General features: G+C 56.7%; 21 protein-coding genes and 1 pseudogene. 10 read left to right on the top strand and 12 right to left on the bottom strand.

All coding sequences use genetic code 11. From position 1 onward, the window contains the following. Positions 1-179: 179 nt before the first annotated feature. Positions 180-902 (bottom strand): class I SAM-dependent methyltransferase, encoded by a 723-nt coding sequence (locus CGLUCO_RS11990; protein ID WP_198481464.1) that lies wholly within the window; start codon positions 900-902, stop codon positions 180-182. Positions 903-1,277: 375 nt separating this feature from the next. Between CGLUCO_RS11990 and CGLUCO_RS11985 the strand changes: the two genes are divergently transcribed. Then, entirely contained in the window at positions 1,278-2,996 is a 1,719-nt protein-coding gene (locus CGLUCO_RS11985; RefSeq protein WP_084037168.1) for an ATP-binding protein, read from the top strand. Positions 2,997-3,124: 128 nt separating this feature from the next. On the opposite strand, the gene CGLUCO_RS11980 is transcribed toward CGLUCO_RS11985, so the two are convergent. From CGLUCO_RS11980 to CGLUCO_RS11970, 3 genes are all read right to left on the bottom strand, one after another. Continuing rightward, complete coding sequence (locus tag CGLUCO_RS11980) at positions 3,125-3,430, bottom strand: hypothetical protein (protein ID WP_232621955.1); 306 nt, start codon at positions 3,428-3,430, stop codon at positions 3,125-3,127. Positions 3,431-3,549: 119 nt separating this feature from the next. Continuing rightward, positions 3,550-4,305, bottom strand: a complete 756-nt coding sequence (locus CGLUCO_RS11975) for a hypothetical protein (RefSeq protein ID WP_232621956.1) — start codon at positions 4,303-4,305, stop codon at positions 3,550-3,552. A 188-nt stretch (positions 4,306-4,493) separates the two neighbouring features. After that, positions 4,494-5,795, bottom strand: a complete 1,302-nt coding sequence (locus CGLUCO_RS11970; RefSeq protein WP_084037162.1) for an ATP-binding protein — start codon at positions 5,793-5,795, stop codon at positions 4,494-4,496. A gap of 254 nt (positions 5,796-6,049) precedes the next feature. Between CGLUCO_RS11970 and CGLUCO_RS11965 the strand changes: the two genes are divergently transcribed. Beyond that, on the top strand, positions 6,050-7,123 hold the full coding sequence (locus CGLUCO_RS11965) for a glycosyltransferase family 4 protein (protein ID WP_084037160.1): 1,074 nt from the start codon (positions 6,050-6,052) through the stop codon (positions 7,121-7,123). On the opposite strand, the gene CGLUCO_RS11960 is transcribed toward CGLUCO_RS11965, so the two are convergent. From CGLUCO_RS11960 to CGLUCO_RS11950, 3 genes are read right to left on the bottom strand one after another with little or no spacing between them, the layout of a single operon-like run. Beyond that, complete coding sequence (locus CGLUCO_RS11960; protein ID WP_084037158.1) at positions 7,094-8,332, bottom strand: hypothetical protein; 1,239 nt, start codon at positions 8,330-8,332, stop codon at positions 7,094-7,096. The two genes, CGLUCO_RS11965 and CGLUCO_RS11960, sit on opposite strands and share 30 nt — an antisense overlap. 27 nt (positions 8,333-8,359) lie before the next feature. Further along, entirely contained in the window at positions 8,360-9,292 is a 933-nt protein-coding gene (locus CGLUCO_RS11955) for a putative glycosyltransferase family protein (protein WP_232621957.1), read from the bottom strand. A 44-nt stretch (positions 9,293-9,336) separates the two neighbouring features. Next, positions 9,337-9,570 (bottom strand): hypothetical protein, encoded by a 234-nt coding sequence (locus tag CGLUCO_RS11950; RefSeq protein ID WP_232621958.1) that lies wholly within the window; start codon positions 9,568-9,570, stop codon positions 9,337-9,339. Positions 9,571-9,852: 282 nt separating this feature from the next. Here CGLUCO_RS11950 and CGLUCO_RS11945 point away from each other — a divergent pair. From CGLUCO_RS11945 to CGLUCO_RS11915, 7 genes and pseudogenes are all read left to right on the top strand, one after another. Next, positions 9,853-10,527: pseudogene (locus CGLUCO_RS11945) on the top strand (ISL3 family transposase); the annotation flags it as partial. Positions 10,528-10,559: 32 nt separating this feature from the next. Continuing rightward, entirely contained in the window at positions 10,560-10,895 is a 336-nt protein-coding gene (locus CGLUCO_RS11940) for a glycosyltransferase family 4 protein (RefSeq protein ID WP_232621959.1), read from the top strand. 323 nt (positions 10,896-11,218) lie between these two features. Then, complete coding sequence (locus CGLUCO_RS11935; RefSeq protein WP_084037154.1) at positions 11,219-12,262, top strand: ThiF family adenylyltransferase; 1,044 nt, start codon at positions 11,219-11,221, stop codon at positions 12,260-12,262. 1 nt (position 12,263) lies between these two features. Beyond that, positions 12,264-13,505, top strand: a complete 1,242-nt coding sequence (locus tag CGLUCO_RS11930) for an MFS transporter (RefSeq protein ID WP_084037152.1) — start codon at positions 12,264-12,266, stop codon at positions 13,503-13,505. A 51-nt stretch (positions 13,506-13,556) separates the two neighbouring features. Further along, positions 13,557-14,105: a glycosyltransferase family 4 protein gene (locus CGLUCO_RS11925; protein ID WP_232621960.1), complete on the top strand. Its 549-nt coding sequence runs from the start codon at positions 13,557-13,559 to the stop codon at positions 14,103-14,105. Between the two features lie 281 nt (positions 14,106-14,386). Further along, positions 14,387-15,154 (top strand): NYN domain-containing protein, encoded by a 768-nt coding sequence (locus CGLUCO_RS11920; RefSeq protein ID WP_084037150.1) that lies wholly within the window; start codon positions 14,387-14,389, stop codon positions 15,152-15,154. 97 nt (positions 15,155-15,251) lie between these two features. Continuing rightward, the gene (locus CGLUCO_RS11915) at positions 15,252-15,524 is read left to right on the top strand and encodes a glycosyltransferase (protein ID WP_070740576.1); all 273 of its coding nucleotides are present in this window, start codon (positions 15,252-15,254) and stop codon (positions 15,522-15,524) included. Positions 15,525-15,683: 159 nt separating this feature from the next. On the opposite strand, the gene CGLUCO_RS11910 is transcribed toward CGLUCO_RS11915, so the two are convergent. Both CGLUCO_RS11910 and CGLUCO_RS11905 read right to left on the bottom strand, forming a co-directional pair. Next, a complete protein-coding gene (locus tag CGLUCO_RS11910) occupies positions 15,684-16,949 on the bottom strand; it encodes an MmpA family trehalose lipid delivery protein (RefSeq protein ID WP_084037148.1) in 1,266 nt (421 codons plus the stop codon). Further along, positions 16,928-17,569, bottom strand: a complete 642-nt coding sequence (locus CGLUCO_RS11905) for a porin PorA family protein (RefSeq protein WP_084037146.1) — start codon at positions 17,567-17,569, stop codon at positions 16,928-16,930. The genes CGLUCO_RS11910 and CGLUCO_RS11905 overlap by 22 nt, the downstream gene beginning before the upstream one ends. A 29-nt stretch (positions 17,570-17,598) precedes the next feature. On the opposite strand from CGLUCO_RS11905, the gene CGLUCO_RS11900 reads away from it, so the two are divergent. Next, positions 17,599-18,624, top strand: a complete 1,026-nt coding sequence (locus CGLUCO_RS11900) for an acyltransferase family protein (RefSeq protein WP_084037144.1) — start codon at positions 17,599-17,601, stop codon at positions 18,622-18,624. Between the two features lie 506 nt (positions 18,625-19,130). On the opposite strand, the gene CGLUCO_RS11895 is transcribed toward CGLUCO_RS11900, so the two are convergent. The 3 genes from CGLUCO_RS11895 to CGLUCO_RS11885 form a co-directional block, all read right to left on the bottom strand. Then, on the bottom strand, positions 19,131-20,831 hold the full coding sequence (locus CGLUCO_RS11895) for a DUF5635 domain-containing protein (protein ID WP_084037142.1): 1,701 nt from the start codon (positions 20,829-20,831) through the stop codon (positions 19,131-19,133). 225 nt (positions 20,832-21,056) lie between these two features. Beyond that, positions 21,057-23,786 (bottom strand): alpha-(1->3)-arabinofuranosyltransferase domain-containing protein, encoded by a 2,730-nt coding sequence (locus CGLUCO_RS11890; protein ID WP_084037140.1) that lies wholly within the window; start codon positions 23,784-23,786, stop codon positions 21,057-21,059. Beyond that, positions 23,755-23,952: a DUF2613 domain-containing protein gene (locus CGLUCO_RS11885; RefSeq protein ID WP_084037138.1), complete on the bottom strand. Its 198-nt coding sequence runs from the start codon at positions 23,950-23,952 to the stop codon at positions 23,755-23,757. Before CGLUCO_RS11885 ends, CGLUCO_RS11890 begins: the two co-directional genes overlap by 32 nt. Between the last annotated feature and the right edge of the window lie 20 nt (positions 23,953-23,972).

Below are 23,972 nucleotides of genomic sequence, written 5' to 3'. Positions count from 1 at the left end.
CACCGCTGACACCGATGGTAGCGTACTGCACTTATTGAGGTCCTGCTTCCTTTCTATAGGTGTCGAGTGACTTCTGTAAATCGAGGTAACGTGGGCTCACGCTGTGTGGCCTTGCTACATCGAAGTTCACACTTAACCCTATATGTTCCAGAAGGGCTACATCGCTTAGCCCTTTCTCCTTAACTGCTGAGCTTCTGCAGCACGATGACGAGGTTGCTGGTGAGGAACTCGCGGAGGAGCGGGATGCGGGTGACCCACCAGGCCCATTGTGGGTGGTAGCGGGGGAAGAGGCCAAGGACGCTGGCATCGCGCACGGAACGTGCCCAGCGGATACCGTCGGAGCAGGAGACGTCGAAAAGCGATTCGCCGAAGACGTTTTTTGGTGGGTGACCGTGGGTTTTGGTGTAGCGGTCGCGGGCGAAGGCGCCGCCGAGGTAGTGCTGCCAGAGGCCGGTTTCGTGGCCGCCGAAGGGGCCAAGCCAGATGGTGTAGCTGAGGATGATGAGGCCGCCGGGCTTGGTGACGCGCACCATTTCGTCGCCCATCTGCTGCCAGTTGGCCACGTGTTCTGCAGCGTTGGAGCTGATGGTGCAGTCAATCGAGTCGGTGGCAAACGGGAGGTTGCGGCCGTCGGCGTGGACGGCGGCGTCCTCGTAGGGGTCGACCGAGATGTAGGTGGTGGGACGGAAGGCCTCGCGGAAGTAGCCGGGGCCTGACCCGACGTCGACAAGCAAAGAGGGGGAGGAAAGCCCAGCATCGCGGTGGAGGGCGGCGACGAGGTCGGCGGTGTCCCGCGCGAGCGGGAGGTAGAAGTCCGCGGGGGAGGTCTGCTCGTTTTTGAAGGAGGCGAGCAGGCGCAGGGAGCGGCGGAGCGTGGCGCGGCGGCGGGTGTGGAGGAGCATGAGTGTAAGGGTAGTGGCCTTGCCTAGAATGTCCAAGTGTGAAATGCCTGGTGGAAGGGTGTTTGTGAATGTGGTTTAACAGTGTTTACATATGTTGCCATGGGTTTTGCCTGGGCCTTTCACTTTTGGAAAGGGCTCACATATGTAAACGTGTGTAAGTGTTTCCCAATGTGGCTTCACATTTGGGAAAAGTAGGGCTAATTGTGGTGAATTTGTGTGTGAATTCCGTCTTACGGTGTGTATACGTACTGCTTGGACGTACTCCTGATCTGGCATTATGGGGCGAGCTAGCCTCACATATGTAAACGTAAATTTCGCTTTCCAAATGTGGACTCACATATGGAAAACCACTGTTCAAAGTGGTGAATGTAGTTTATGATTGTGGGTGCGGAATGGAATGAAGGCAAGCTAAAGCGAGTTTTGGCTGAACTGCGCGCATTTGGAGACGACACGACGCTCGTCGAATGCAAAACTGCTGAGAGCGGGCTACCGGAAGACATCGGTAGAACACTTGCCGCTTTCGCAAACATGCCTCGAACGGGGACAATCCTGTTTGGTATTAGCCAGGCGCGAAACTTTTCCATCACCGGCGTGACCCATCCGGCTCAGCTGGAAAAAGCACTTGTTAGTGCTAACAGGAATTCCGTGGATCCTGCGCCCCAATTGGAAATCTGCCATGTTCGTACTGCATCGGGCACAGTAATGGTAGTGGAGATTCAACCCCTTCTACCAGGTGAGAAGCCAGCTCTGTACAGAGGTAAACCGTATCTGCGGCAGGCCGACGGAAACTACGTCATGAATAGCAATGACCTCAAAGTGTTTGCGTTGACTGCGTTATCTGAAGCGGAGAGGATTCAATCAGACTTCGAGATCCTACCCGGCACGAGCATTGAGATGCTTGAACAGCCAGCGGTGGAAGCATACCTCGAATCGATACGCGCTGGCAGATCACGGTTATCAGCAATTGAAGATAAGAACCGTATCCTGCAGATCACCAATGTGTGCGATGAGGGTGGCAATCTGCGCTTAGCAGGTCTTTATGCGCTTGGATTTTTGCCGCAGGCGACGGAGCCAGCGCTCGGAGCGACAGCGGCTGTGAGAACCCCCGGGCGGGAAGAACGGGGACGCCTGCAAAATCTCGTTGAACTCAAGGGGCCGATACCAGCCATGTTGGACGAGGGCGTGGATTGGATACTACGGAATACCAATACCGCGAGTGTATATGGCGAGGATGGGCATATGTCCGATTCGCCGGAGTTTCCTCCACGGGCGCTTCGAGAAATTATTGCGAATGCACTGGTGCATAGAGATTTGGGAGCATCGCTCGGTGTCGGGAAGAAAGTTGAAATCCGGATTACGCCCAAGATGGTCATCATCAAAAACCCAGGCGGACTCAAAGGTGTGACGGTGGAGCAGTTAGAAAGCTCGGTTCTGGCGAAAGCTGCTGTCAATCGTCGGTTGTATGAGATTGTTCGTAACCTGCGGACACGGGATGGGAAGCGGGTAATTGAGGGCGAAGGCGGTGGCATCGCAGAGGTAATTTCTGCACTGCGCGAAGCCCGTTGCGCGGCTCCAAGGTTTATTGATAACGGTGTTGAGTTCACCGTTTTTCTGCCTCGCGGTCCTCGTTTCAATGAGGAGGAGATGCAGTGGCTGCAAACCTTCTCGGAAAACCTTGCGCCATTGGAAGAAGACCTTCTTGTCATGCTGCGCGATTTCGGCGAACTGTCCGTCACTCAGGTTGAGCGAACCTACTCAGAACTTTCCCATGCCGCATGCAAGCGGATGCTTGGGCATTTAGAAGATATCGGCGCAATCAGAGTGGAAGGTGGAGTTATCTCGCTGGCTGAAACACTACCTGTCGACGCCCCTCCTGCATTGCCGACCGGGTTATTGGAGAGTCTCGGGCCTAATGCTCCTGCGGTGTACAAAAAGATTTCCGCGCAGGGAAGTGCCACAGTGAGAGACCTTTCTGCAGGCACAGGGCTATCAGACAACCAGGTGCGCTATGCGCTTCAATCGCTGCTAAAAGAGGGTCTCATCGTCATGAACGGCAGGCAGGGGGCTCGTTCGACTACGTATGAGACAGTGTGATAATACATCGTATGCCTCTTCTATAAGAGTCGCCACGGTGGGATATTTACTCCAGTGTGACCAAGACTGCATCGTTCGTGTTGAGAACTGTGTCCCAAACATCGCGCAAACCGAGCGACAACAATCAGTTAGTTATATAGGTCAAGCTTCTCTGTCTCTGAGGAGTCCAGCCTCCATGTGGTGCCGTTTCGCTCAAATCGCTGTGGCACATCGCGGAGTTTGCCCGCTGGCCGCAGGTTGGGTGCAGAGCACAGGTTAATCTTGGAGGTTGGGTACTTCTCCACTGTTTTCTCTGGTGTGACCAGTATGTTCTCCTTGCCTGTAGTGAATTTGGGAATATTCACCCCAAGCTTGTGGGACGCTATCTCTGCGAAAGCGGAGTCACAAACCACAACCGGTTGTTCAGGGGAGTTATACAGCTCTGTGAAATCCACCCATGCAAACGTATCCGATTGGGAGAGAGCCTGTTCTAACGTGTCACCGGTGCTACAAGATGTGCATCCAAAAGCAACTGCGGTGGCGCATACGAACAACCAAAACTTCTCTTTTCTCATTAATAAACTACTGTCTGACTCCACAGTGAATCCTCTTCCAAGATGTTCACTGAAAATTCTTCGTCGTCTAAAACGCTTCTTTTTAGGACACCAGGAGCTACCAACTCAACTCGCTTATCCCTGAGTGTAGCTGCATCAAACCGATTGGAGCTTGGCTCAAAAACTACAAGACTTATCTCTCTCATTCCGTCACTTACTCGAATCGGAATACCTTGAGATTTAAACCTTTCCACGCTGCCAGTAGTTGTGGCTACAATATCGGAGCCAACTACGCTAACCTTCACAATGTTCTGTGGTTCACGTGTATATTGAACCGCCCACGTACCGTCACTCCATAGCGATGAGCTTTCTTTTTTAGTTTCTGAAACCTCTGTATGTATCGATTGCATGCCACCGTTCGATGGGATCCCGTCGATCCAAGCGCGGACGCGCGCTTCTTGAGCGGAATAAGCGCAATCGTATGTGAAGCCCGCCCTTTCGTTGTTGAGTTTTGTCGTTGAGACTGAACACGTGTCCCCTCCTACCGTTGGGTAGTTACCTAAGTAACACGTCATTTTGGTAAAAGGATTGCTGTTTAAGCCACTCTCGGCGTTACTTGATGTGCGAAGGAAACCGGTGGAGCTTCCGCTTTCCCACCGAGTTGTACCTGGTGAGACCACATCTTTAAACCAGGTGTTCACTAAAGCATGTGCGCTAACCGGCAGAAGTAAGCTGGTGAGAATTGTGAGTGCGGGGATTGCAAAACTCTTTCTCATCGTCGTATCTCCTACGTAACTATGACGTGCCGTAAATAATATTCCCTAAAAAGGGGGGGGTGTCAAGATCTTAAAAAGAAAAATAGAGATAATCAAACTTCTGTTGCAAAGGGTAATTGGGGCTCTATTACCCTAAAACGTGTTTTTTGGCCTGTATATCGGTCAATGCAGTTCACAGTCTTTATTCATTACTGTGAAGGGAACGGGGTGGGTATACTCGCGTGCTCCCACAAGAGTCCCACTGGTAGAACATAGAGAGAACGCGATTCGTCGATGCAGTAGCCCTTTTTGCCCGTGTATAAAACGACGCTGGCGCGAACACGGGTGCCAAGTTTTTCACTGATGCGCCGCAAGGAGGTCCACGAATCGCGACGCACCTGGGAGGTAGATTTCACTTCGATCAGGATGACCGACCCGTCCTGCAGCTCAACCACGATGTCTACCTCATCGTTTCTCTGCCTATAGTGATAGAGCCGGTAAATGGTTTCTGACCAGGTCTGTTGCTTCTTGAGTTCGGAGGAAACGAAAGCCTCTAGCTGTGCGCCGAAGAATTCAAACCCGTCGGCCTGGTGTGAAGCCTCGGGCGTAAAGCCGGTGAGACTGCTTCCTAAACCGGTGTCCACAAGCGACAGTTTGGGGCGTCGGACAACGCGACCGCTGTAGCCCCGGCCCCATGAAGGCAGGGTTTCCGTCAGGAACATCGTGTCCAGCGTGTCAAGGTACATGCGCAGCGTAGAACCGACTATTCCAAGACGCTCAGCCAAGCGCGCAACTACTAATTCAGATTCTCCTTGAGAAGCGAGTAGTCGAATGAGCGGCTCGAAGGAGTGCAACATTTGACTGCTTTCGCCAGCAAGCTGCGGTACATCATGCCGAAGTAGCTGGTCAACGTAGTCTCTAAACCAGCGGCTACGTGCCCGGAAAGTTGACCGTTTGAGCGGCTCTGGGTAACCACCCGCAGTTACTCTCTCTCGTATGTCACTTGGGGAAGCGGAGCTATCTAGATTCCCCGCGCAGCCATTCGCAACCCATGAAATGAAGTCTTCCGGATCGCTCCTCTGGCTAATTTCGCCTTGGCTAAGCGGTCGCACGGTGAGCGAACTGGCTCGACCAGCGAGGGAGTCGCCCGTTCCTTTGAGTCTTAACAAATCGGCTGAACCTGTGATCGCGTACGCGCCGGGGATTCGCTGTTCATCTATGACAAGCTTGAGCGCGAGTGCTAAATCTGGGACACGTTGAGCCTCGTCGATGGCAAGAGTCTTTCCTGGTGCCTGTCGAAGAAACTGCACGGGATCTTCTTCCGCGAATCGACGTGTAGTCGGGTCGTCTAACGTCACAAAAACGGAATCATCTGGGCTAAGTACCTGACGAAGAAGCGTTGATTTGCCTACCTGGCGAGCTCCTTGCACAACAAGGAGTGGCGTGTCCGAAAGGATTTCACGCGCGAGACTGCGAGTATGCCGTGGGACTTCTCCGGAAAGTGATGACATATTTTCACCTTACTTTTTGAAGCCAAAAGAGTCTATTTCTTCTCAACGAATAAAAACTCTCTGACCAGCAAGTAATGTGGATTGCTCGAAGATTTGCCACCCTTCTCCTCGAAGATTTACCACCCGGTTGCTCGAAGATTTGCCACCCACCTGCTCGAAGATTTACCACCCTCCTTTCACCTCCCCGCAGGCCCCCAACTGCGGCACCGTTAGGATGGTTGTTTGGCAAGAAACCGACAAGAGAAACCGAGTGCATGAAGATCCTCCTGCTGTGCTGGCGCGACACCGACCACCCCCAAGGTGGCGGCTCCGAGCGCTACCTTGAGCACGTCGGCGCCTACCTGGCCGCGCGCGGGCATTCGGTGACGTACTTCTCCGCCCGCGCGAAGGGGATGCCCGCCCACTCCACCAAAAAGGGCGTGAAGCACATTCGTCACGGCGGGAAGATGACGGTCTACATCGCGGGTCTCCTCCACGCGGCGACGCACCACTACGATGCGGTGGTGGACACCCAAAACGGCATTCCGTTCTTCGCGCGTCTTACGCACCCGCGCTCGACGGTCCTCCTCACGCACCACTGTCACAGGGAACAGTGGCCAGTCGCGGGCCCGCTGCTCGGCAGGCTCGGGTGGTTCCTGGAATCCCGCGTGGCACCGCGCGTGTACCGGGGCGCGCCGTACGTGACGGTATCGGAATCCTCCAAGCGAGAGCTCGTGCGGCTGGGGGTACGGGAGAAGGACATCCGCGTCATCCACAACGGTGGGCCCGCACTAGCCCCTCGATCGAACAGGCATTCGGATCGTTTGGTCACCCTCTCCCGCCTCGTCCCGCACAAGCGCATCGAGCACGTTCTTGATTATCTTGCCGCGCGCCCCGACGCCCGCCTCGACGTCATCGGTTCCGGCTGGTGGGACCCAAAGCTCCGTTCCTACGCCCGTGAGCTGGGGGTGGAAAGCCAGGTCATCTTCCATGGCCAGGTCACAGAGGACCGCAAAGGGGAGCTTTTAGACCGGGCCGGCATCCACGTCATGCCGAGCGTCAAAGAGGGCTGGGGGCTCGCCGTCATCGAGGCAGGCCTGCACGGCGTCCCCACCGTCGGTTACACACGGGCCGGAGGGCTCACCGATTCTATTCGCAACGGTTCCACCGGTTTGCTTGTCGACGATAAATCGCACTTCTTTTCCGCCATCGACACCCTGCGCGCCAACCCCGACCTGCGGGCGGAACTCGGCGCTAACGCGCGGTCTTTTGCGGCCCAGTTTTCCTGGGATGCCACCGGTAAGAAGTGGGAAGGGTTGCTACTTGAACGTGGTGGGATCAATTCCTAACGAGATGAGCGTGGCATCGTCGTTGAGGAAAATGGAATCGATGGCTTGGAACGAGTAGTAGCCGGTTCCCTTCAGCAATTCTCTGGGGATCAACCAAGGGCCGACGTGCTTCGTCGGATCATCAATGTTTACGGAGGTGAGGTACTGTCCTGCCCCAACGTTGTCGTCCCGGTAGAACACGTAGTTAGCTATCGGGCCGTCAAACGTTACGGAAACGAGATCGCCGGGGATGAGATCGCTCACATCGTGGTAATCCATGTGTATTTCGGTGGTGTCTGTGGTGGGGAAGGGAAAGCTGACGATGCCGCGCTTCTTTGAGGTTATAAAGTAGATCTTTCCGTCTCTGGTGAAATAGTTTGTGACTACGCTGTAGGTAGAACTATCGTAATCCCACGTTGATTGGTCATTTGTCAGCGTCCAGCCACTAGCCTCAAGGCGGTAGAGGCTCCAGCCTTGCTCGCTATCGGTATTCCATTGGAGGAAGAGCTCCGGGGTACCACGGTGGAAGGAGACCATCGGAAAACTTGCCCGACGTTCGCCGGGCAGGTCAATGCAATCCTGGGATAGATCGTGAAGGTAAGAGAAAGAATTTGTACAAATTACTCGAGAGTCCTCGTCATTTGCCACAGAAATATCGAGCGCGTATCCATCGTTTGACACGGCGGGGCCGAATCCCGTGTGGGGAATATACTGCGATTTCAGCCGGGTTCCATCGGTCAAAGTGTAGCTAGTTCCCACCCCGCCCGAATAACTCACCAACAGGGCCTCGCTGCCGTCATCTGACGTAGCACCGTGCATCATTCCATTCGTATCAACTGTGCCGGAAAGTGTCGTGGTGGTGACCGTCTCTATGTCTCTTACGAGTAGCTCCTTGCCCCTCATTATTCCAAAGCGATTCCGGTCAAGACGGGTGAACACTGGGTTGTACACCGGGTCGGTGAGCTCGGTGCGAAACTGTCCATCACTGTTGGTCTGAAACCAAATATTGGACGCTGACGTGTCGCTGGCGGAAGAGGCAGATCCAAACACTGCAACGCTATCCGGAAGGAGTGGAATAGTAGCACTCGATTCGTTTCGCGTGGCGTAGTCATCTGTGGCATCGGTGAGAAACGCAAAACCGAGAATAACAAGCAACGGCACAAAAAAGATTGCCAAAACGATGTAGCCGATCTTGGTGTAGCTCATGAAAACCTCGCTCCAAAGAATCACTACCTGTGATTTTATCGCAATAACACGTCAGCGTGACGGCTTTCTGAGCGAAGCCACTGCCGTGCCGAGGCAGATCCACCAGCCGGTAAGTCCTAACCCTAGCCACCAGTCGGCCCGCGCGGGCGGTGGCGCGGGGGCGGCTTCCTCTGCCGTTTCTCCGCTAACCACGAGCTCACCGGACGGCGGGATGGACGAAGCCTTGAGGGCCGGGTTGAGCGCGGGGTGGCCGTCGATAAGCGTCATCGTGTCAACCGAGGCCGTGGCGGTGTACCAGGAGTGCTGCTCGGCCACGGGCTGAAGCGTCCCAACGTCGGCGGGGAGGCAGGGGACCTGCAGCACCGCAAACGCGATGGCGACGGCCGACCAGCGGACGCTTCCTGCCAGCTGGGTGAGCGCGGGGGAGGTAAGCAGCAGCCACTTTTGGCCGTCGCGGAGGAGTCCCAATCCAGGCACGGTGGCGTACAGCCCGCCGAGTGGGAGGAGGGACACCAGGGCGAGGGCGAACCCCACCGCTGCCAAGGCGAGGAGCTTTTTCTCGGCGCGGGCAGTGAGCAGGAAGGCAGCGAGGGCGATACCCGCGAGCGGAACGTAGATTCCGGGCGTGACCTCGCTGTTCCACATGCCACCAAGGCCCACGAGCTCGAGCACGGAACTCGGGCGGAACACGTCGGTGGCAGAACCCACAGGCCGGTGGATAAGCGACGGCACGAGCCACGGCAAGCTCATGCCTAAGGAAAATAGCGCCGTGAAGCGCCGGTTGGTGCTGGTGACAAGGCCCGTCGCGGCGGCGGCGATGGCGCCAGTGGGCGTGAGCGAGGCGGCCCACATGGCGATGGCCTGCGTGCCGGGTCGGCGGCCAAGGTAGGCCACGAGCGGGAGCAGCCAAAACGCCGCCACCACAGTCCAGTGCCCCTGGAGCAGCCGCTCAACCACAAACGGATTCCACACGAGAACCGCCATGGCGGCCACCTAGCCGGTGAGGCTTTTTGCATTCTTTGTAGCAGCTACGCAACCAGCGATCGCGGAGGCCACAAGGATGAACCGGGCGAGCCACGAGGCGGGGAAACGAGGCCCACCAGTGCGAGCACCCCGTCCTGCGGGGCGTTGCGGGCGGCGACCCCCGGCGCGGTGCCGAAGTTCCATGCCGAGAGCGCCGGATGATCCACCACCACCATGTCACGGTGGACGAGCACGCCGGGGAGAAAGAGGAACCACTGGGCGAAGTTTAAAATGCTCAACGCTCCATGGGTATAGGTGTTTTTCTAACGTAAGACATTACTGTTGCCTAAATCACTAACATCCTTTTGGATTTTGATGCTAGGATCAGGGCAGCTCATCAACCAGGTGTTGAAGGAGTATCTGGAGCCGTTCACCAAGTGGGCGGCTCTTGTTTTTGCCAAAACCCATCGTGTTCTTTCTTGAGCTTTCGTCGGCGGTGTTCATATTCGGCGTAGTAGGGTTAAGCGCCAAAACGTGTGTCTTTTCGGCGTGTCGTGTGGGTTGGCCATTTTGTGTGTCCGTTACAGTCCTGGTTAAACCAGCGTGACCACAGCTTCCGGGATCGCATTGAGGTTGTGTCCATGGATGGGTTTGCCGGCTACGCCAGTGCTGCTGAAGCTGCGGTACCGAAGGCAACTCGTGTCATGGATCCCTTCCATGTGGTGCGTTTGGCAAGCGACAAGGTGACAAAATGTCGCCAGAGGCTACAAATAGAAACCACCGGTAGACGAGGGCGTCGTGGGGATCCGTTGTATAAAAACCGTAAAACATTGTTGACCAGGGATAGCCTTTTAACTGATGGGCAAAATGCGCGTTTGGATGACCTGTGGGCATTCGATGAGGACTACCAGCCGCTATATCAGGCCTACCTGGTTTATCAGCGTGTTATCGACGCCTACGAGATGAAAAACCGACGGCAAGCCAAAAAGGCAATGAGCCACCTGATCGACCAACTGCGTGTCATGAAAGGCAAGGCGCATAAGGAGATAGCCCAACTAGGACGCAGCCTTCATAAGCGGCGCCGGGATGTCCTCCCGTTTTTCGACCGGGGTGTATCCAACGGGCCAGTCGAAGCAATCAACGGACGCCTCGAACACCTCCGCGGCATCGCCCTCGGATTTAAAAGCCTCAACCACTACATCTTGCGGTGCCTCATCCACTCCGGAGGCCTCACCAACAAAATCAACGCACTCTAAAACCGGAAGAGCCGGTTATCTTCCATGGTCAGGTGTCGGAAGCGCGTAAGAATGAGCTGCTTTCCCGCGCTGTCATCCACGTCCTCCCCTCCGTCAAGGAGGGGTGGGGCCTCGCGGTCATCGAAGCCGCCCTTCACTCCGTCCCAACAGTTGGCTACCGCACGTCGGGTGGGCTGACCGATTCGGTTCGTCACGGTCGTACCGGTGTGCTTGTCGAGGATAAAGCCCACCTGTTTAGCGCCCTCGATGAGCTTCGCGCGAACCAAGAAAAGCGCGCGGAGCTGGGGCGCAATGCACGAGAATTCGCCTCGCAGTTCTCCTGGGAAGCAACAGGTGAGGAGTGGGAAGAGTTACTGAAATCTTTGTAAGTAACAACCAAATGCTGTTCAGTTCTGGTTTCTTGTTGTTGTATTCCTTACGCCGTTCTGCTTGCGTGGGACATGTTTTCCACTTTGATTACTCTTTTTAATCAAGTCAAAACAGCTTGAGACATGAAACGCGTTTTAGAACAGTGAACAATAAAGACCTAAAACACAATGACAAAAAAAACTACCAAGAGTAGATTGCAACGTATAAAAATCGATTTGAGTAAAAAGAGGTAGTCATGTTCGGCGGACTTTCAAACTAAGAACGTAGAAGATACCTGTTGGCGGCGTTGTCCCCAACAGGGTTATGTGAAAGATCAATAAAAATGTGTTCTATTTCCGCTACGGGAAAAATTCTTGAAGCTTCAGATAAAATTTTTCTCGGAATCGGCAGCAGGCAGGTGATCGTACCAAACGATCGGAAAGATCTTTATTTAGCGATTCTGAAAGAAATGGCAGAACGCAGGGGTGTTCGAGTGCCGGAACATTCTTTCAGTGAAATACCTGAATTAAAGGGAGCGTATGAAGACCTGCTGCAATCAGGCGTAATTTCGGACGTGGACACGACGAATTTCAATTCACAAGACGTCACATATAAGACAAAATTGTATATCGAGTCTTTACCTTTGGATTCGAAAAAGGTGGAAGAAGCTGCACAGAGTACAACAGTGTTAATCCTTGGGTGCGGTGGTATTGGGAATCAGGTTGCGTATAGTCTCGCATCGTCACCGGTGAGCAACATAGTTCTCGTCGATGGTGACATAGTGGAGGAAAGCAATTTAAACCGGCAGTTCCTCTTTTCCAGGAAAGACCTCGGTTTTTCCAAAGCTAGTGTCCTCAAAGAGCGCCTGAACGAGCTACGCCCTGAGCTCAATATAACGTGCATCAGCGAATATGTAAGTCGCGAAAGTATTGAGCAAATTCTGGAACAAATCGGCGGGTCCGCTGTTGCAATTATTTCCGCTGATAGTCGGGGCATCTTAAAATCAATCTGTCCAAGTCTCATGAAGGCCGGTGTTCCATTCTTAAATGTGGGGTATCTCAACGATATCTCGATCATCGGACCATTTTGGACGTCGAAGAACGATGCCTGCCCGTTCTGTGGGAATCGATTAGGCATAGAGGCTGGCACTGCGCATGACAGTCTTAGTGCGTTCTTTGATGCCTACGAAGCGCCGTCGTGTATGGTAAATAATTCTTTTGCAGGGGCTATGGCGGTTTCCGATTTGTTTAATTTCTGGAGTGGCGATTTGAACCGCGTTGTTTCTCTAAATAAGCGAATTGGTTTGGTCAATCCGACTTTTAATCGCGTGGAAATCTCTTTGAATCGGGATCCTATGTGCGCAGTGTGTGGCTTTTTGGAGAGATAAAATGGCGAAGCTGCGCATCGGCGATCTTAAAGAACCCGCGAACCCTTATTTCCTTGCGCAAATTTTGACAGGGCTAGCCCTTTCAATTCCGCATGCGATCCTAACGCCAATTTTGTTCTCTAAAGGATTGACCTTATCCCAAATTTTGACAATGCAGGCTATTTATAGCCTGGCGGTACTTTCTTTCGAGCTGCCGAGCGGTGCATTGGCGGACATGATCAGTAGAAGGTATATTTACCTCTCTTCTCGCCTCCTGTTGGTCTTGTATTTCCTGCTGGTCGTGCATGGCTCTGGATTCCTAGTCCTTTCCATTGCATGGGGACTTTACGGAGTAGCAAGCGCATTAGATTCCGGCACGCTTGATGCTGCTTTGGTAAACAATGCAAAAGCGCAGGCATCGGATGGAAAACAAGATCTTGAAAAGCGCCTTTCGTGGTTGGTAAGGAGAGAAAAACAAAGCAACTTCTTAGGGATGATGATTGGCAGTAGTGTAGGCGCTTTTTCGTACCTACAGATCGGTGTAAATATATATTACATTTCGGTACTTTCGGCTTTAGTTGCTGTCTTTTCAATTATAGTATTCTTCAAGATCCCGGAGCAGTATAATACACAAGGCAAAGCCTCTGGAGGGCTAATTAGTCAGCTAAAGGAGCACGTAGGGGAGACACTTAGTGAATTGAAGGAGTCTCCGCAACTTAAGAATTATCTTTCCTTGGCGGTTCTGATTCAAGCCTTTATGCAGCTACACTTTCAGCTTTGGCAGGCGACGGCTTTGGAAAAGGGAGTACAAGAAAAGTATTTGCTTTTTCTATACTTGGTTTTTATTGCAATGTCTTTAATGGCATCTATGATACCTGTCGAATTTCTTTTTGTTCACCGGGCCCTTTTTTGGAGCCTTGCTGCTATCTTCTTTGCATGTTCCGGGCTGGTTATCGTACTTCCGAATTTATGGTATTTGCTGGCGTATTGTACGCTGGTGTTTGTATTAACCCTAGTGGGAAACTACTGTGTTGTCGGAATTCGCAAGTCGGCTTCAGTTGCAAGGATCGGAGCTGTCACTTCACTTGTCAGTCTCAGTAGTAGGGTCGGCGCAATTGTCGTGCTGTTGGTTTCGGCGATACCAATTCGGGTCTATTCCCCGTCTCAAGTTGTTGGCACAGGCTTTACCGTCCTTCTAATTCTGTCTTTGCTTTGGCTTTGGGTGCGTAGAGGAGTGAGGAGCTTAGCCACGAGTCAAAAGTAGCTAAGTATTCAGCAGGCGTCCAGGCAATATCGATTCGCCAACCTTTCGATGGTGTCGAACAATCATTCGGATCATTTGGTCACTCTGTCGCAGCTCGTTCCTCACATGCGCATCGAGCACGTTCTTGATTATCTTGCCGCGCGTCCCGACGCCCGCCTCGACGTCATCGGCTCCGGCTGGTGGGACGCGAATCTGCGCGCCTACGCCCGGGAGCTTGGCGTCGAGTCGCAGGTTATCTTCCATGGTCAGGTGTCGGAAGCGCGTAAGAATGAGCTGCTTTCCCGCGCTGTCATCCACGTCCTCCCCTCCGTCAAGGAGGGGTGGGGCCTCGCGGTCATCGAAGCCGCCCTTCACTCCGTCCCGACGGTTGGCTACCGCACGTCGGGCGGGCTGACCGATTCGGTCCGTCACGGTCGCACTGGTGTGCTTGTCGAGGATAAAGCCCACCTGTTTAGCGCCCTCGATGAGCTTCGCGCGAACCAAGAAAAGCGTGCGGATCTGGGGCGCAATGCACGAGAATTCGCCTCGCAATTCTCCTGGGAATCAACAGGTGAGAAGTGGGAAGAGCTACTGCGGCGGATCGGTCTCACGAGCAAATAAGGGAACCTCTTGAGTTCGCCTAGCACTTAAAAACTGGGTGAATGTACCTTCATGGATCTATGCCACAATTCCGGAGACCGGCCTGAGTCTACTTACTGTGGTATTTTTTGCTTAGTCGTAGTGAGAGCGAGGTCAGAATATAGCGTATGTATTCTGTCCCACTTTCTTCCTTGACTGATCCGTGACGGTTGGTTAGTATCTAATTCATCAACCCCAGCCGTTGACCCTCCGCTGATAGGGAGAGTGCCGATGACTGGGGTTACCTCTTTCCAGGAGGCGTAATGCGTAGCAAACATCGAAATAGCAGGCAACAGATTCCACTTCGGCAAATTACAACGGCAATCCTGGTCGATGGGGGATTCTATAGGAAGCGTGCCTCCGTTCTTTTCGGGCACAAATCTGCAGAGGACCGCGCAACTGAGCTTGTAAAGTATTGTCACCGGCATATTCGGGAATCGAAAGCGGGACTTTATCGGATTTTCTACTACGACTGTCCACCTTCGGACAAGGTTGTTTATCACCCCTTACTTCAGAGACAGATTAACCTGGGGCGGTCCGAGCAATTCAGCTGGACCAATTCCTTCTTTTCTGCTTTGGCAAAAAAGCGGAAGGTTGCGATACGGCGAGGTGAGCCCCTTGAATCTCAAGGTGGCTATGTTCTTAAAGATGCCCCGCTTAAAAAGCTTTGTCGAAAGAAGATCGGAATCGATGATCTAACCGAGGACGACTTTTATCTAGCCATATCTCAAAAAGGCGTAGATATGAGAATAGGTCTTGATATCGCAGCTCTGGCTGAACGAAAGTTAGTTAACCAGATAATTATGATATCAGGCGATAGTGATTTTGTTCCGGCTGCTAAGCATGCCAGACGCTCGGGAATCGATTTTATTTTGGATCCGATGTGGGCAAATATCACTGAGAGCTTGAGTGAGCATATCGATGGCATACGTGAGTGCGTGGCTGATAAGCCGAAGAATTTAGAGGATCCTCTGCATGCCACTAATTTTGGTAAGGCCAATTTGGCAGACGATGACGAGGAAGAGCTCTGATTCTTGTTCACTGGGGCGAACCTGCGCGCCTACGCCCGGGAACTCGGCGTCGAGTCGCAGGTTATCTTCCATGGTCAATTGTCAGAAGGGCGCAAGAATGAGCTGCTTTCCAGCGCCGGCATCCACGTCCTTCCCTCTGTCCCGGCGGTCGGCTACCGCACGTTCGGGGCTCACCGATTCGGTTCGTCACGGTCGCACCGGTGTGCTTGTCGATGATAAAGCCCATCTGTTTAGCGCCCTCGATGAGCTTCGCGCGAACAAAGAAAAGCGTGCGGAGCTGGGGCGCAATGCACGAGGATTCGCCTCGCAGTTCTCCTGGGAGGCGACGGGTAAAGCCTGGGAAGAGTTATTGCGGCGGATCGTTTCCTAGTGAGTGGGGTTACAAGCTTGATGCTCGCGAAAAGTTGCTTTCAAATTGGCATCCTGACAGTTTGTGGGTGTCTGTGAATGTAGCAAACCATGTACCCCAGGTGGTCACATCTGCTATGTAACAGATGCCCATAAAATGTCACGCCCTCCCCGAGAAGCATCAGTGCCCCGGGTCCGATGGTCGCCTGTAGAACGCCATAATTACCGCAGGTAAAGCCATCCACCACAGGGTGAGTCCTAGGCCGAGGGCCCAATCTGCCTGGCTGGGTGGTGGGGCGTCGGGGGCCTTCTCAACGGCGACTCCGTCGACGACGAGCTCCCCCGAGGGTGGGATGGGGGATGCTTTCAGTGCCGGATTGAGTGCCGGGTGGCCGTCGACAAGCGTCATGGTGGGGACGGGGGCGGTGGCCTCGTACCAGGAGGCGTCCTCGGGGACGGGGCGCAGTGCCGCGACATCCTGGGGAAGGGAGGGGACCTGGAGGATCGTGAGCGCGATGACAAGCGCTGGCCAGCGGACATTTCCGGCGAGCTGACACAGGGCGGGGGAGGCGAGGAGCAGCCACTTTTGGCCGTCGCGGAGGAGCCCCGCGCCGGGGATGGTGGCGTAGAGGTCGCCCAAGGGGAGGAGGGATGCGGTGGCGAGGGCGAAGCCCACTCCGGCGAGGACGAGGAGGGAGCGGTCGGCGCGAGGAAGCGCAGGAAGGAGGAAGGCGAGGAGGGCGATGCCTGCGAGCGGGAGGTAGATGTGTGGCGTGGCCTGCGCGTTCCAGATGCCGCCGAGCCCGACGAGTTCCCAGAGGGAGCTCGGCCGGAAGACGTCCGTGGCGGCGGCGACGGGGCGGTGGAGGAGGGAGGGGACGAGCCAGGGCACGCTCATGGCCACGGCGACGGGCACCATGATTTTCTTGCGCCCGGTGGCGATGCCCACAGCAGCACCCGCGATCGCGCCCGTCGGTGTGAGAGATGTCGCCCACATGGTGATTGCTTGAAACCCGGGCCGGTTTTTGAGAGACGCCACCAGCGGTAACAGCCAAAACGCGGCGACGACCGTCCAGTGCCCCTGGAGGAGTCGCTCCACCACGAAGGGGTTCCATAGGAGCACGGCCATGGCCGCCACCTCGTTTATGGCGCCTTGTGCGAAGCGACAAGACGCGATGCACCCGCCCACCGCTGACCCCACGAGGATGAGGCGTGCGACCCAACTCGCGGGGAGAAGGAGACCAGCAAGCGCGAGGAAACCATCCTGCGGGGCGTTGCGGGCGGCGTGGCCTGGCGCGGTGCCAAAATTCCAGGCGGACAGCGCAGGAGTATCCACGATGACCATGTCGCGGTGCACAAGCACACCGGGGAACACCAAAAACCACAATGCGCAGCCGATGAGGAACGTGGCCGCAGCGACGCGGATTACAACACGCGTTTTGTCCATAGCCACAGCCCAACGATGATGCACCCGCCGCCGGCGACGGTGAGCAGGAAGCGGGCAACCTCTAGGGAACGGTGCTGCCGGTAGGCGGCCTCAGCTCGCGCCAGCGCGTCAGTACGCGTCGCCTCGTCGAACGCGATCACCGTGCCGTCGACATCCTCCCGCGCGTCCACGACGATTCCCGAATGCGGCTCTATCGTCACCTCCCGCAGGCGGGGCGTGTTTTCCCTGAACACGTACAGCTTCATCCCGTCGCGCTGCTCCGGGTCCACGTAGTCCACGGTGTCGGCATCGCCGGTGAGCGGATCGTAGATGACGTAGGAGCGTTCCTCCGTCGGCATGGGGAAGTAGTAGGTCAGTCCCGTGTGCGTCGCCTTCTTGGCGGGGAAGCCGGACTTCGGGTCGATGAGATAGGTGCCGGAGACGTCGCGGTCCAGGTGTCCCGTGTACACGTCGGTGGCGGTGACGGTCTTGCCGTGGCGCACCACCGACACGGTTCGCGTCTGCCCATCGCCCACGAGTTGCGCCTGGTAGTTAGCCATGGTTGGGGTGATGAGGCTCTGCAGCAGCCACAGCAGAACGAGCAGCGCCGCGCCGACGCCGATGAACAGATTCCTAACCAAGACAGGCTCCCATATGATGTGGTGTAACTATGAATCGATCGTACATTCCCGCCCTCGACGCCCTGCGCGCCGTGTCGGCCCTCGGCATCATGACCACCCACGTCGCCTTCCAAACCGGCACCCCGGGTCTCGACCGATTCGACTATTTCGTCGCCGTCTTCTTCGCTCTCTCCGGCTTCCTCCTCTGGTGGCGCTACCCTAGCTTTTCGACGCCCTGGGGTACGTATGCTCGCAACCGTTTCGGTCGCATCGTCCCGGCGTATCTCGCCGTGGTGGTGATTAGCTTCGTCGCCTTCAACTCCGCCGGTGTAAACGCCCTGCTCGCAAATGTCTTCTTCGTGCAGCTCTACGTCCCCGGTGCCCTCATGACGGGGCTTACCCACCTGTGGACGATGTGCGTCGAAGTCGCCTTCTACATCATCTTTCCGTTCCTCCGCGAGATCCTCGGCCGTATTGCGAAACCCTGGCGCATCGCAATTATCATCCTCATCGCCCTCGCCTCCCTCGGCTGGGCCTACCTCCCCCTCAACTTCGAAGCCAATTCCCAGATTTTCCCGCCGGCCTACTGCTCCTGGTACGCCGTCGGCATCCTCCTCGCAGAGCTCCATTCCGCTGAACGGGTGCCTCGCTTCCCCTGGTGGATCTGGCCCCCGATCGCCATCGCCGCACTCGTTGCCGGCACCTGCCTCGGCCCAGCGGGACTTACCCACCCAACCCCCACCGAGTTCGCCATCCGCATTTTCTTCGGCGCTGTCTTCGCCCTCGCCCTCCTCTACCTGGTTGTCGACTGGCAGCCCCGCGTCCCCGACTGGCTCGCCTTCCTCGGCCGCATTAGCTACTCGATCTTCCTCTGGCACCTCCCCGTCCTCACCGCCGTCTATGCCCTCACCACCATCACGCTTTTTAGCGGTCACTTCCTCCTCGTCTGGCTCCTCACCTTCGCTTTCACCATCCCCGTCAGCTACGTCAGCTACGAGTGGACCGAGAAGCCCTTCCATACAAGCGTGGCGGCGCGGTCCCATGAACTTTACAGAGTAGATATCCGCCCAAGCTAAAGCGACAGTTACTTCATCGGTGTGATCGCCTTGCGTTACGAGGGCGTGTTCTCCGAGTTTAAGCGGTAGGTTGCTTGAGATCCTTGCATTGAGGCTTCAACGTGATAGAATGACTGCGGAGCCCCGGTGGAGCGCTATCTGGAAACAGGTATTCTCGCCGGGGCATGAGCATCTTTGGGGGCTGGGAGCCCCGATGGAAAACAGACTGAATGGGTTTAGCCTTTTCTACACCTGCAGGGTAGATGCGACTAGCGCCTGGGACGCTGAGCCTGATGCGGGCTGCCGTTGCCGCCAGAAAATGTCAAAGATTCCAGGGCTAGTCTGGCGTTTCTAAACCATGCACATGCAGGAGGATTCTCACTGCTAGCGACCGCTGGAAGGGGATGAGTCCCGCAGTGGTGCAACCTCACAACGTCCAACAGGAAAGGGGACCCGTATTCCAACGAGGTTTGTCGGAAAACCGGAAATGCCGTTAGATTAGGCACCCCTAATCTAACAATGGGCCTTTACGCTTTGCGGTAACGCGTCGACCTACCGCCACCGATGGCAGTTATGCTGCCCTCGCTGAGGAGGGAATCGATAAACGATTTGGCTGTCGAACGCGAAATGCCGCAGAGCGCTACTAGGTCTGCGGTGCGTAGATCGCCGATCTCCTCAAACCACAGATCCGCTACCCCGCGGAGTACCTCCGGTTCTGTGGTGAGGTACTCAGGCACCTTCTCCAAGATCGTGCGGGCCGATTCCCCCAAAAACCAGGTCGGGCCGTGCGGTGCGATGATCGGTTCACCGCCGACGGTCGTCTGGGTTGCCGCTTCGATGGCAATCTGTGCTGATTCTTCGCTCGTCTGCAGTTCCTGTGCCACCGTCTTTACAGTCACGAAAGGTCGGTTCAGCAGCAGGTACAAAATGATCGCGATGCGGTAGTCGCGTTGCCGAGGTTCTGGAACAATTGCAGAGACGAGCTGCATCACCGGAAGAACCGGCTTGCCACCTTTCAACGTGACGGAGATGAATGGCCCCTCAACTTCCTCAAATATCGGAGGCCTGTGTCCGAGCACAATCATGGACTGGTACATGCGATCCACACCTACACCCTGTTTATCCACAAAGCCGATCGCCCGATACAGATCCGCGAGAGCCGGGTAGCGGGCAGCCCGGTTGCTCAAGACGTTGTACGTCGTGATCGCCGGCATGAATCCGCCAGGGCTGCGAACCTCGAGTGTGGAATCCACAGCGTACCAGCGGACCTCGATAATCTCTGTGCGGTTCCAATCCCTGTGAATCATGGCGTTGAGCATGGATTCGCGCACCGCACTGTGTGGAACCTGCGGAACCGATCGGTGCGCTAACCCTTCGATCACGGTGTTGTTTCCGTTAACTACGCGCAGCGCACTTTCCATCTGCTCCAACTGCTCAAGTGCGGAGAACTCTGGTTCGCCCGAGACGCGGTTGACCACGTTTCCTCCTGGCACATCGAAAATGGTCAGCTCGATAAGTGTCCGCCCTGCTGAGGTGAACACGTTCCTGCCTGCCTCCGTGAGATGCCCCGTAGCGTTGATAGCACCGATACCGCGGAGGATCTCCTCGCCGCAGAGTTCCTGGAAGTAATCCTGTTGCTTGCGTGCGATGGCAAGCGCACCATGCCGAACGTCTTTAACCGTCAAGGTAGTTTCCTGCGCCATCGGATCGAAACCTGACTGTCGGCGCTGGTAGTCCCACCATTCGGCTCGGTCCACTGGGCGACACGAGTCGCCAACGCGCCAGCGAAGCGCACCGCTGGTGTTGGGAATGGGTTCGCGTGCCGCAGCAACGAGAATGACGAGAACCCTTTGCCCGGCAACCGTCCGCGCGGAAATATCCGGTGCAACATCGATCCGGGTGTAGATGTTTTGCCGGAGCCAATCGATGTCTAGCTCCGTGCCGATGATCGTCCCAGACTTACCCTCAATGCCAACAATAAGCGCACCACCGCCAGGCGTATTTGCCATGCATGCAACCTCGTCGGCAAGCTTGTTGGCAGCCTCAGTGTTCTGTTTCTTACCCGGCTCTATGTTGGGCCCGTTCCTACGACCGGCCTCTTCTTTGAAGTTGACATCCTGCGTCTCCGTGGTTTTCTGCACACGCCCCATGCTCGCGGAGTCCAGGATCTGGTCAACCTGTGTGAGTAGAACGTCCCGACGTTCCTGTAGGCCTTGGTTGCGTGTCATGGCGCGCTCCTTGTACGGATACGAGATTGTTAGATTAGCTACCCTCTATTCTGTTTATTTTAGCCAAAACTGCGAAAGATTGTTAGATTAGACCCCCTCTATTCTCACAATGAATTGCCGAAATCTCGAAAGTTCAACTGAATAGGCCTCCCTTAAGCTAACGACGCGAAATGTACGAGTCTCCAACAACGTCTCCTTTGGAGCACATCGTTGAGGGTTGCAGGCCTACTCCTTCCGTATCTGCAGGGAAGCACCCAGCGCCACCGCGATGAAGATCGTGACGGCGAGGCTACTCGCGGGGTAGTCGGGGGAGGGCCACGGGGCAAGCGCCAGCCACACGCCGGGGACGCCGAGGCCGAGGCCAATGAGGAGGCTGGGGGAGACGTAGCGGGTGAGACACCACCCGGCCACCGCAGACAGGAGCGCCCACGGCCCCAGTGCTAGGCCAACGAGGGCGAGGCCCACCCAGGGCAGTGCGCGAGCGGGCTGCGCGGGGAAGGTCCGGCGTCGCAAAGCAATGCACACGCCAACAGTGACAATGAGCAGCAAGAATCCGAGGATCAGCGACCACCGGTAGGCATCCTCCGCCACGAATTCGAGGGTGAGTGTCCCATCGACACCAGCGGGCACGATGAAGCCCTGCTGGCCAGCGCGGATGCGGATCGGCTGGAGCTCCGTGCCGTCGATAAAGCCCTGCACCCCGGGGTTGAAGCTGCGGGCCGTGGCGATGATACTGTCCCCGCTCGGCAGCTTAAACCCGGGAACGGTGAGCGTGATCTGCGGGCTCAGGGTGCTCACCTCGTGTCGCCCCGCGGTGAGGTGCACGGTGTCGCCCGCTTGCACCTCCTCGCCGTCGAGCGTCGCCTCCGCGTCCACGATGACATCCATGTCGCGCGGTGCGGTGAACGCGCGGGTCACGCGGCCCTCGCCCGCGAAGACGAATTGTTGCACGTCAGGGGAGGTGTCGGGCACTGTCACTACTCTGCGGATGGGGGCATCGCTCAACTCCACCTCTGCGATCCCCTCCGCTGGGCGCACGTGGACACTGTCCACGGGCTCCGGAAGCGTCACCGTCCCGCTTCCCATCGTCCACGTGCGGCCACCCGCAGTGACCTCCGCCTCACCCTCGGTGAGGACGAGCTTCAGCTCCTTCCCCGGCGTGTCCGGGTGGAGCTCCAGCCACGTGCCGTACCAGGCCGTGTCCTCAAACCCGTCGACGGCAGCGGTGATGGAATGCTCGGGCTCCGCGCCACCAAACCGTGTCGGATCGGCGACATCCGGGCCGTGCGTGACGTGCCCGCCGAGCTCCTCCACTGCGGTTTTGGGCCCGACGGACGCGTAGTCCTTCACCTTGTTCTTCACGCCTGTCGTCTCCCCGGGCGCGAGGATGCCCGACGTTGGATTCTCCAGCGTGCCGTAGTTGCGCTCCACGAGGGTGGGGGTGTCGGTGACGATCGTCGCGTCTTTGTCCACTAGCTGCCACATGGCGGCGCCGTGGATGGTGTCCAATAAAGCGATAGATTCGCCACCCCCAGCGACCTTCACTGGCGCGCCGCGGTTGAGGGTCCGGTCTACCTTTTCTACGTCTTGCCCATTTCTCACCACGTAGCCGAACCCGAAGCCCGCAAGAGCTTCCTCGCTCATGTTCGCCATGAGCCCGTCGAGGCCACGGATGTATTCGGGGTAGGCAATGGGGATCGCATCGCGGACGGTCCAGGGAACGCGCAGCAGCGGCTGCAAGGGATCGTCGCGGGTCCAGCCCCAGTCCTCCCGCGAGAAGGACCGTTCGGGCGCGATGAGGACGGCCTTGCCCTGGGCGTTTAAAAAGTCCGCAGTTTCCTGGTAGTACGAGGGAACCTCCCGGTAGGCGCCTTTGGGCGCGAGCTGCCCCGTCAGCGCCGGGGAGATCGCCACGCAGGTGACAAGTGCCAGGGCCACGAGGGATGTCCTATCTGCCCGGTCGCATAACCACGCAACGCCGATGACCAGGGGAATCGTGACCAGGGGAGTGAACTTGTGGAGGTTGCGAAACGCGGCCAACGAGCCGTCGAGAAGCGGAGACTGAAACGAGAGCACCGCAAGCCCGACAAGCAACATCATCACCCACGGCGATCCCGCGATGCCGCGCAGGCCGAGCGCCGCGACGGCGACCGTGGCGAGGACGAGGAGTGGCACGGTGACCAGGAGGAACCCGGCGGTGCGCTCATCATCGACGAAGGGCGACCAGCTCGTCGTGCCGCGCAGAATTTCCAGGGGATTGAGCCAGCGCGTGGTGACGTAGGCGGACTCGATGTAGTCGGTGAACGGCGGGGAGTATTTCCCCAGGATGAGGAGCGGCCCGATCCACCACGCGGAGACGGCGACGACACCGACACACCAGATGGCTAGCGCCTTCCACGCGCGCCGGGCGAGGAGGACGAGACCTGCGGGGACGAGGGCAGCGAGTGTCGCGGTGGCGTTGACTGCGCCCATGCAGGCGACGGCGAGGAGGCTTGCAAACGGTTTGTTTTTGAGGAGGGGAGCCACCGTCCACGGCACGAGCGCCACGACCCACGCCTCCGAGGAGATGGCGCCGATGGTGGTGAGGATGCGCGGGCAGAAGGCGTAGAGGAGCGCTGGTAAAAGTGTCTTTTTGTAGCCAAGGTTCCTGAGCAGAGCTGTTGTGCCCGTGTAGGCGATGGCGAGGAGGAGCCACCACCACAGGCGCTGCGCGACCCAGTCGGGGAGAAAATCGGTGAGGGCGAAGAAGAGGCCCTGGGGCCAGAGATAGCCGTAGGCCTGGTTTTGCAGGCCCCACGGGGCGAAAAGCTGGGTGGCACCGGCTAGGAAACCCCACGGGTTCGCGGCGAGGTCGTGCTTGGTATCGGCGGCGGTCAGGCCGGGGGACTGCAGGAAGCAGAGGATGCCCAGGAGGGCTATTACGCTACTCTCTCGAACCGTAATCCGGGTTGCCAAGGACGGCGTCGTCGGTACTAACCGTGTGCTCAACCGTGCTCCCATCCTCGGATGTCAGGGAGACCACACCGATGACGGCGGCGACACCGGCGACAAGCCCCACGACGGCGGAGGCCACGGCCGGGCCCGCGGTGCGGCGCGTCAGCGAATGATACGTAAATGGCACGTAAATCCCCTTAACATCTC

Source organism: Corynebacterium glucuronolyticum DSM 44120, assembly GCF_030440595.1.
Classification (GTDB): domain Bacteria; phylum Actinomycetota; class Actinomycetes; order Mycobacteriales; family Mycobacteriaceae; genus Corynebacterium; species Corynebacterium glucuronolyticum.
Note: the sequence above shows the minus strand (reverse complement) of the source record. Positions and strands in the feature narration are given on the sequence as shown.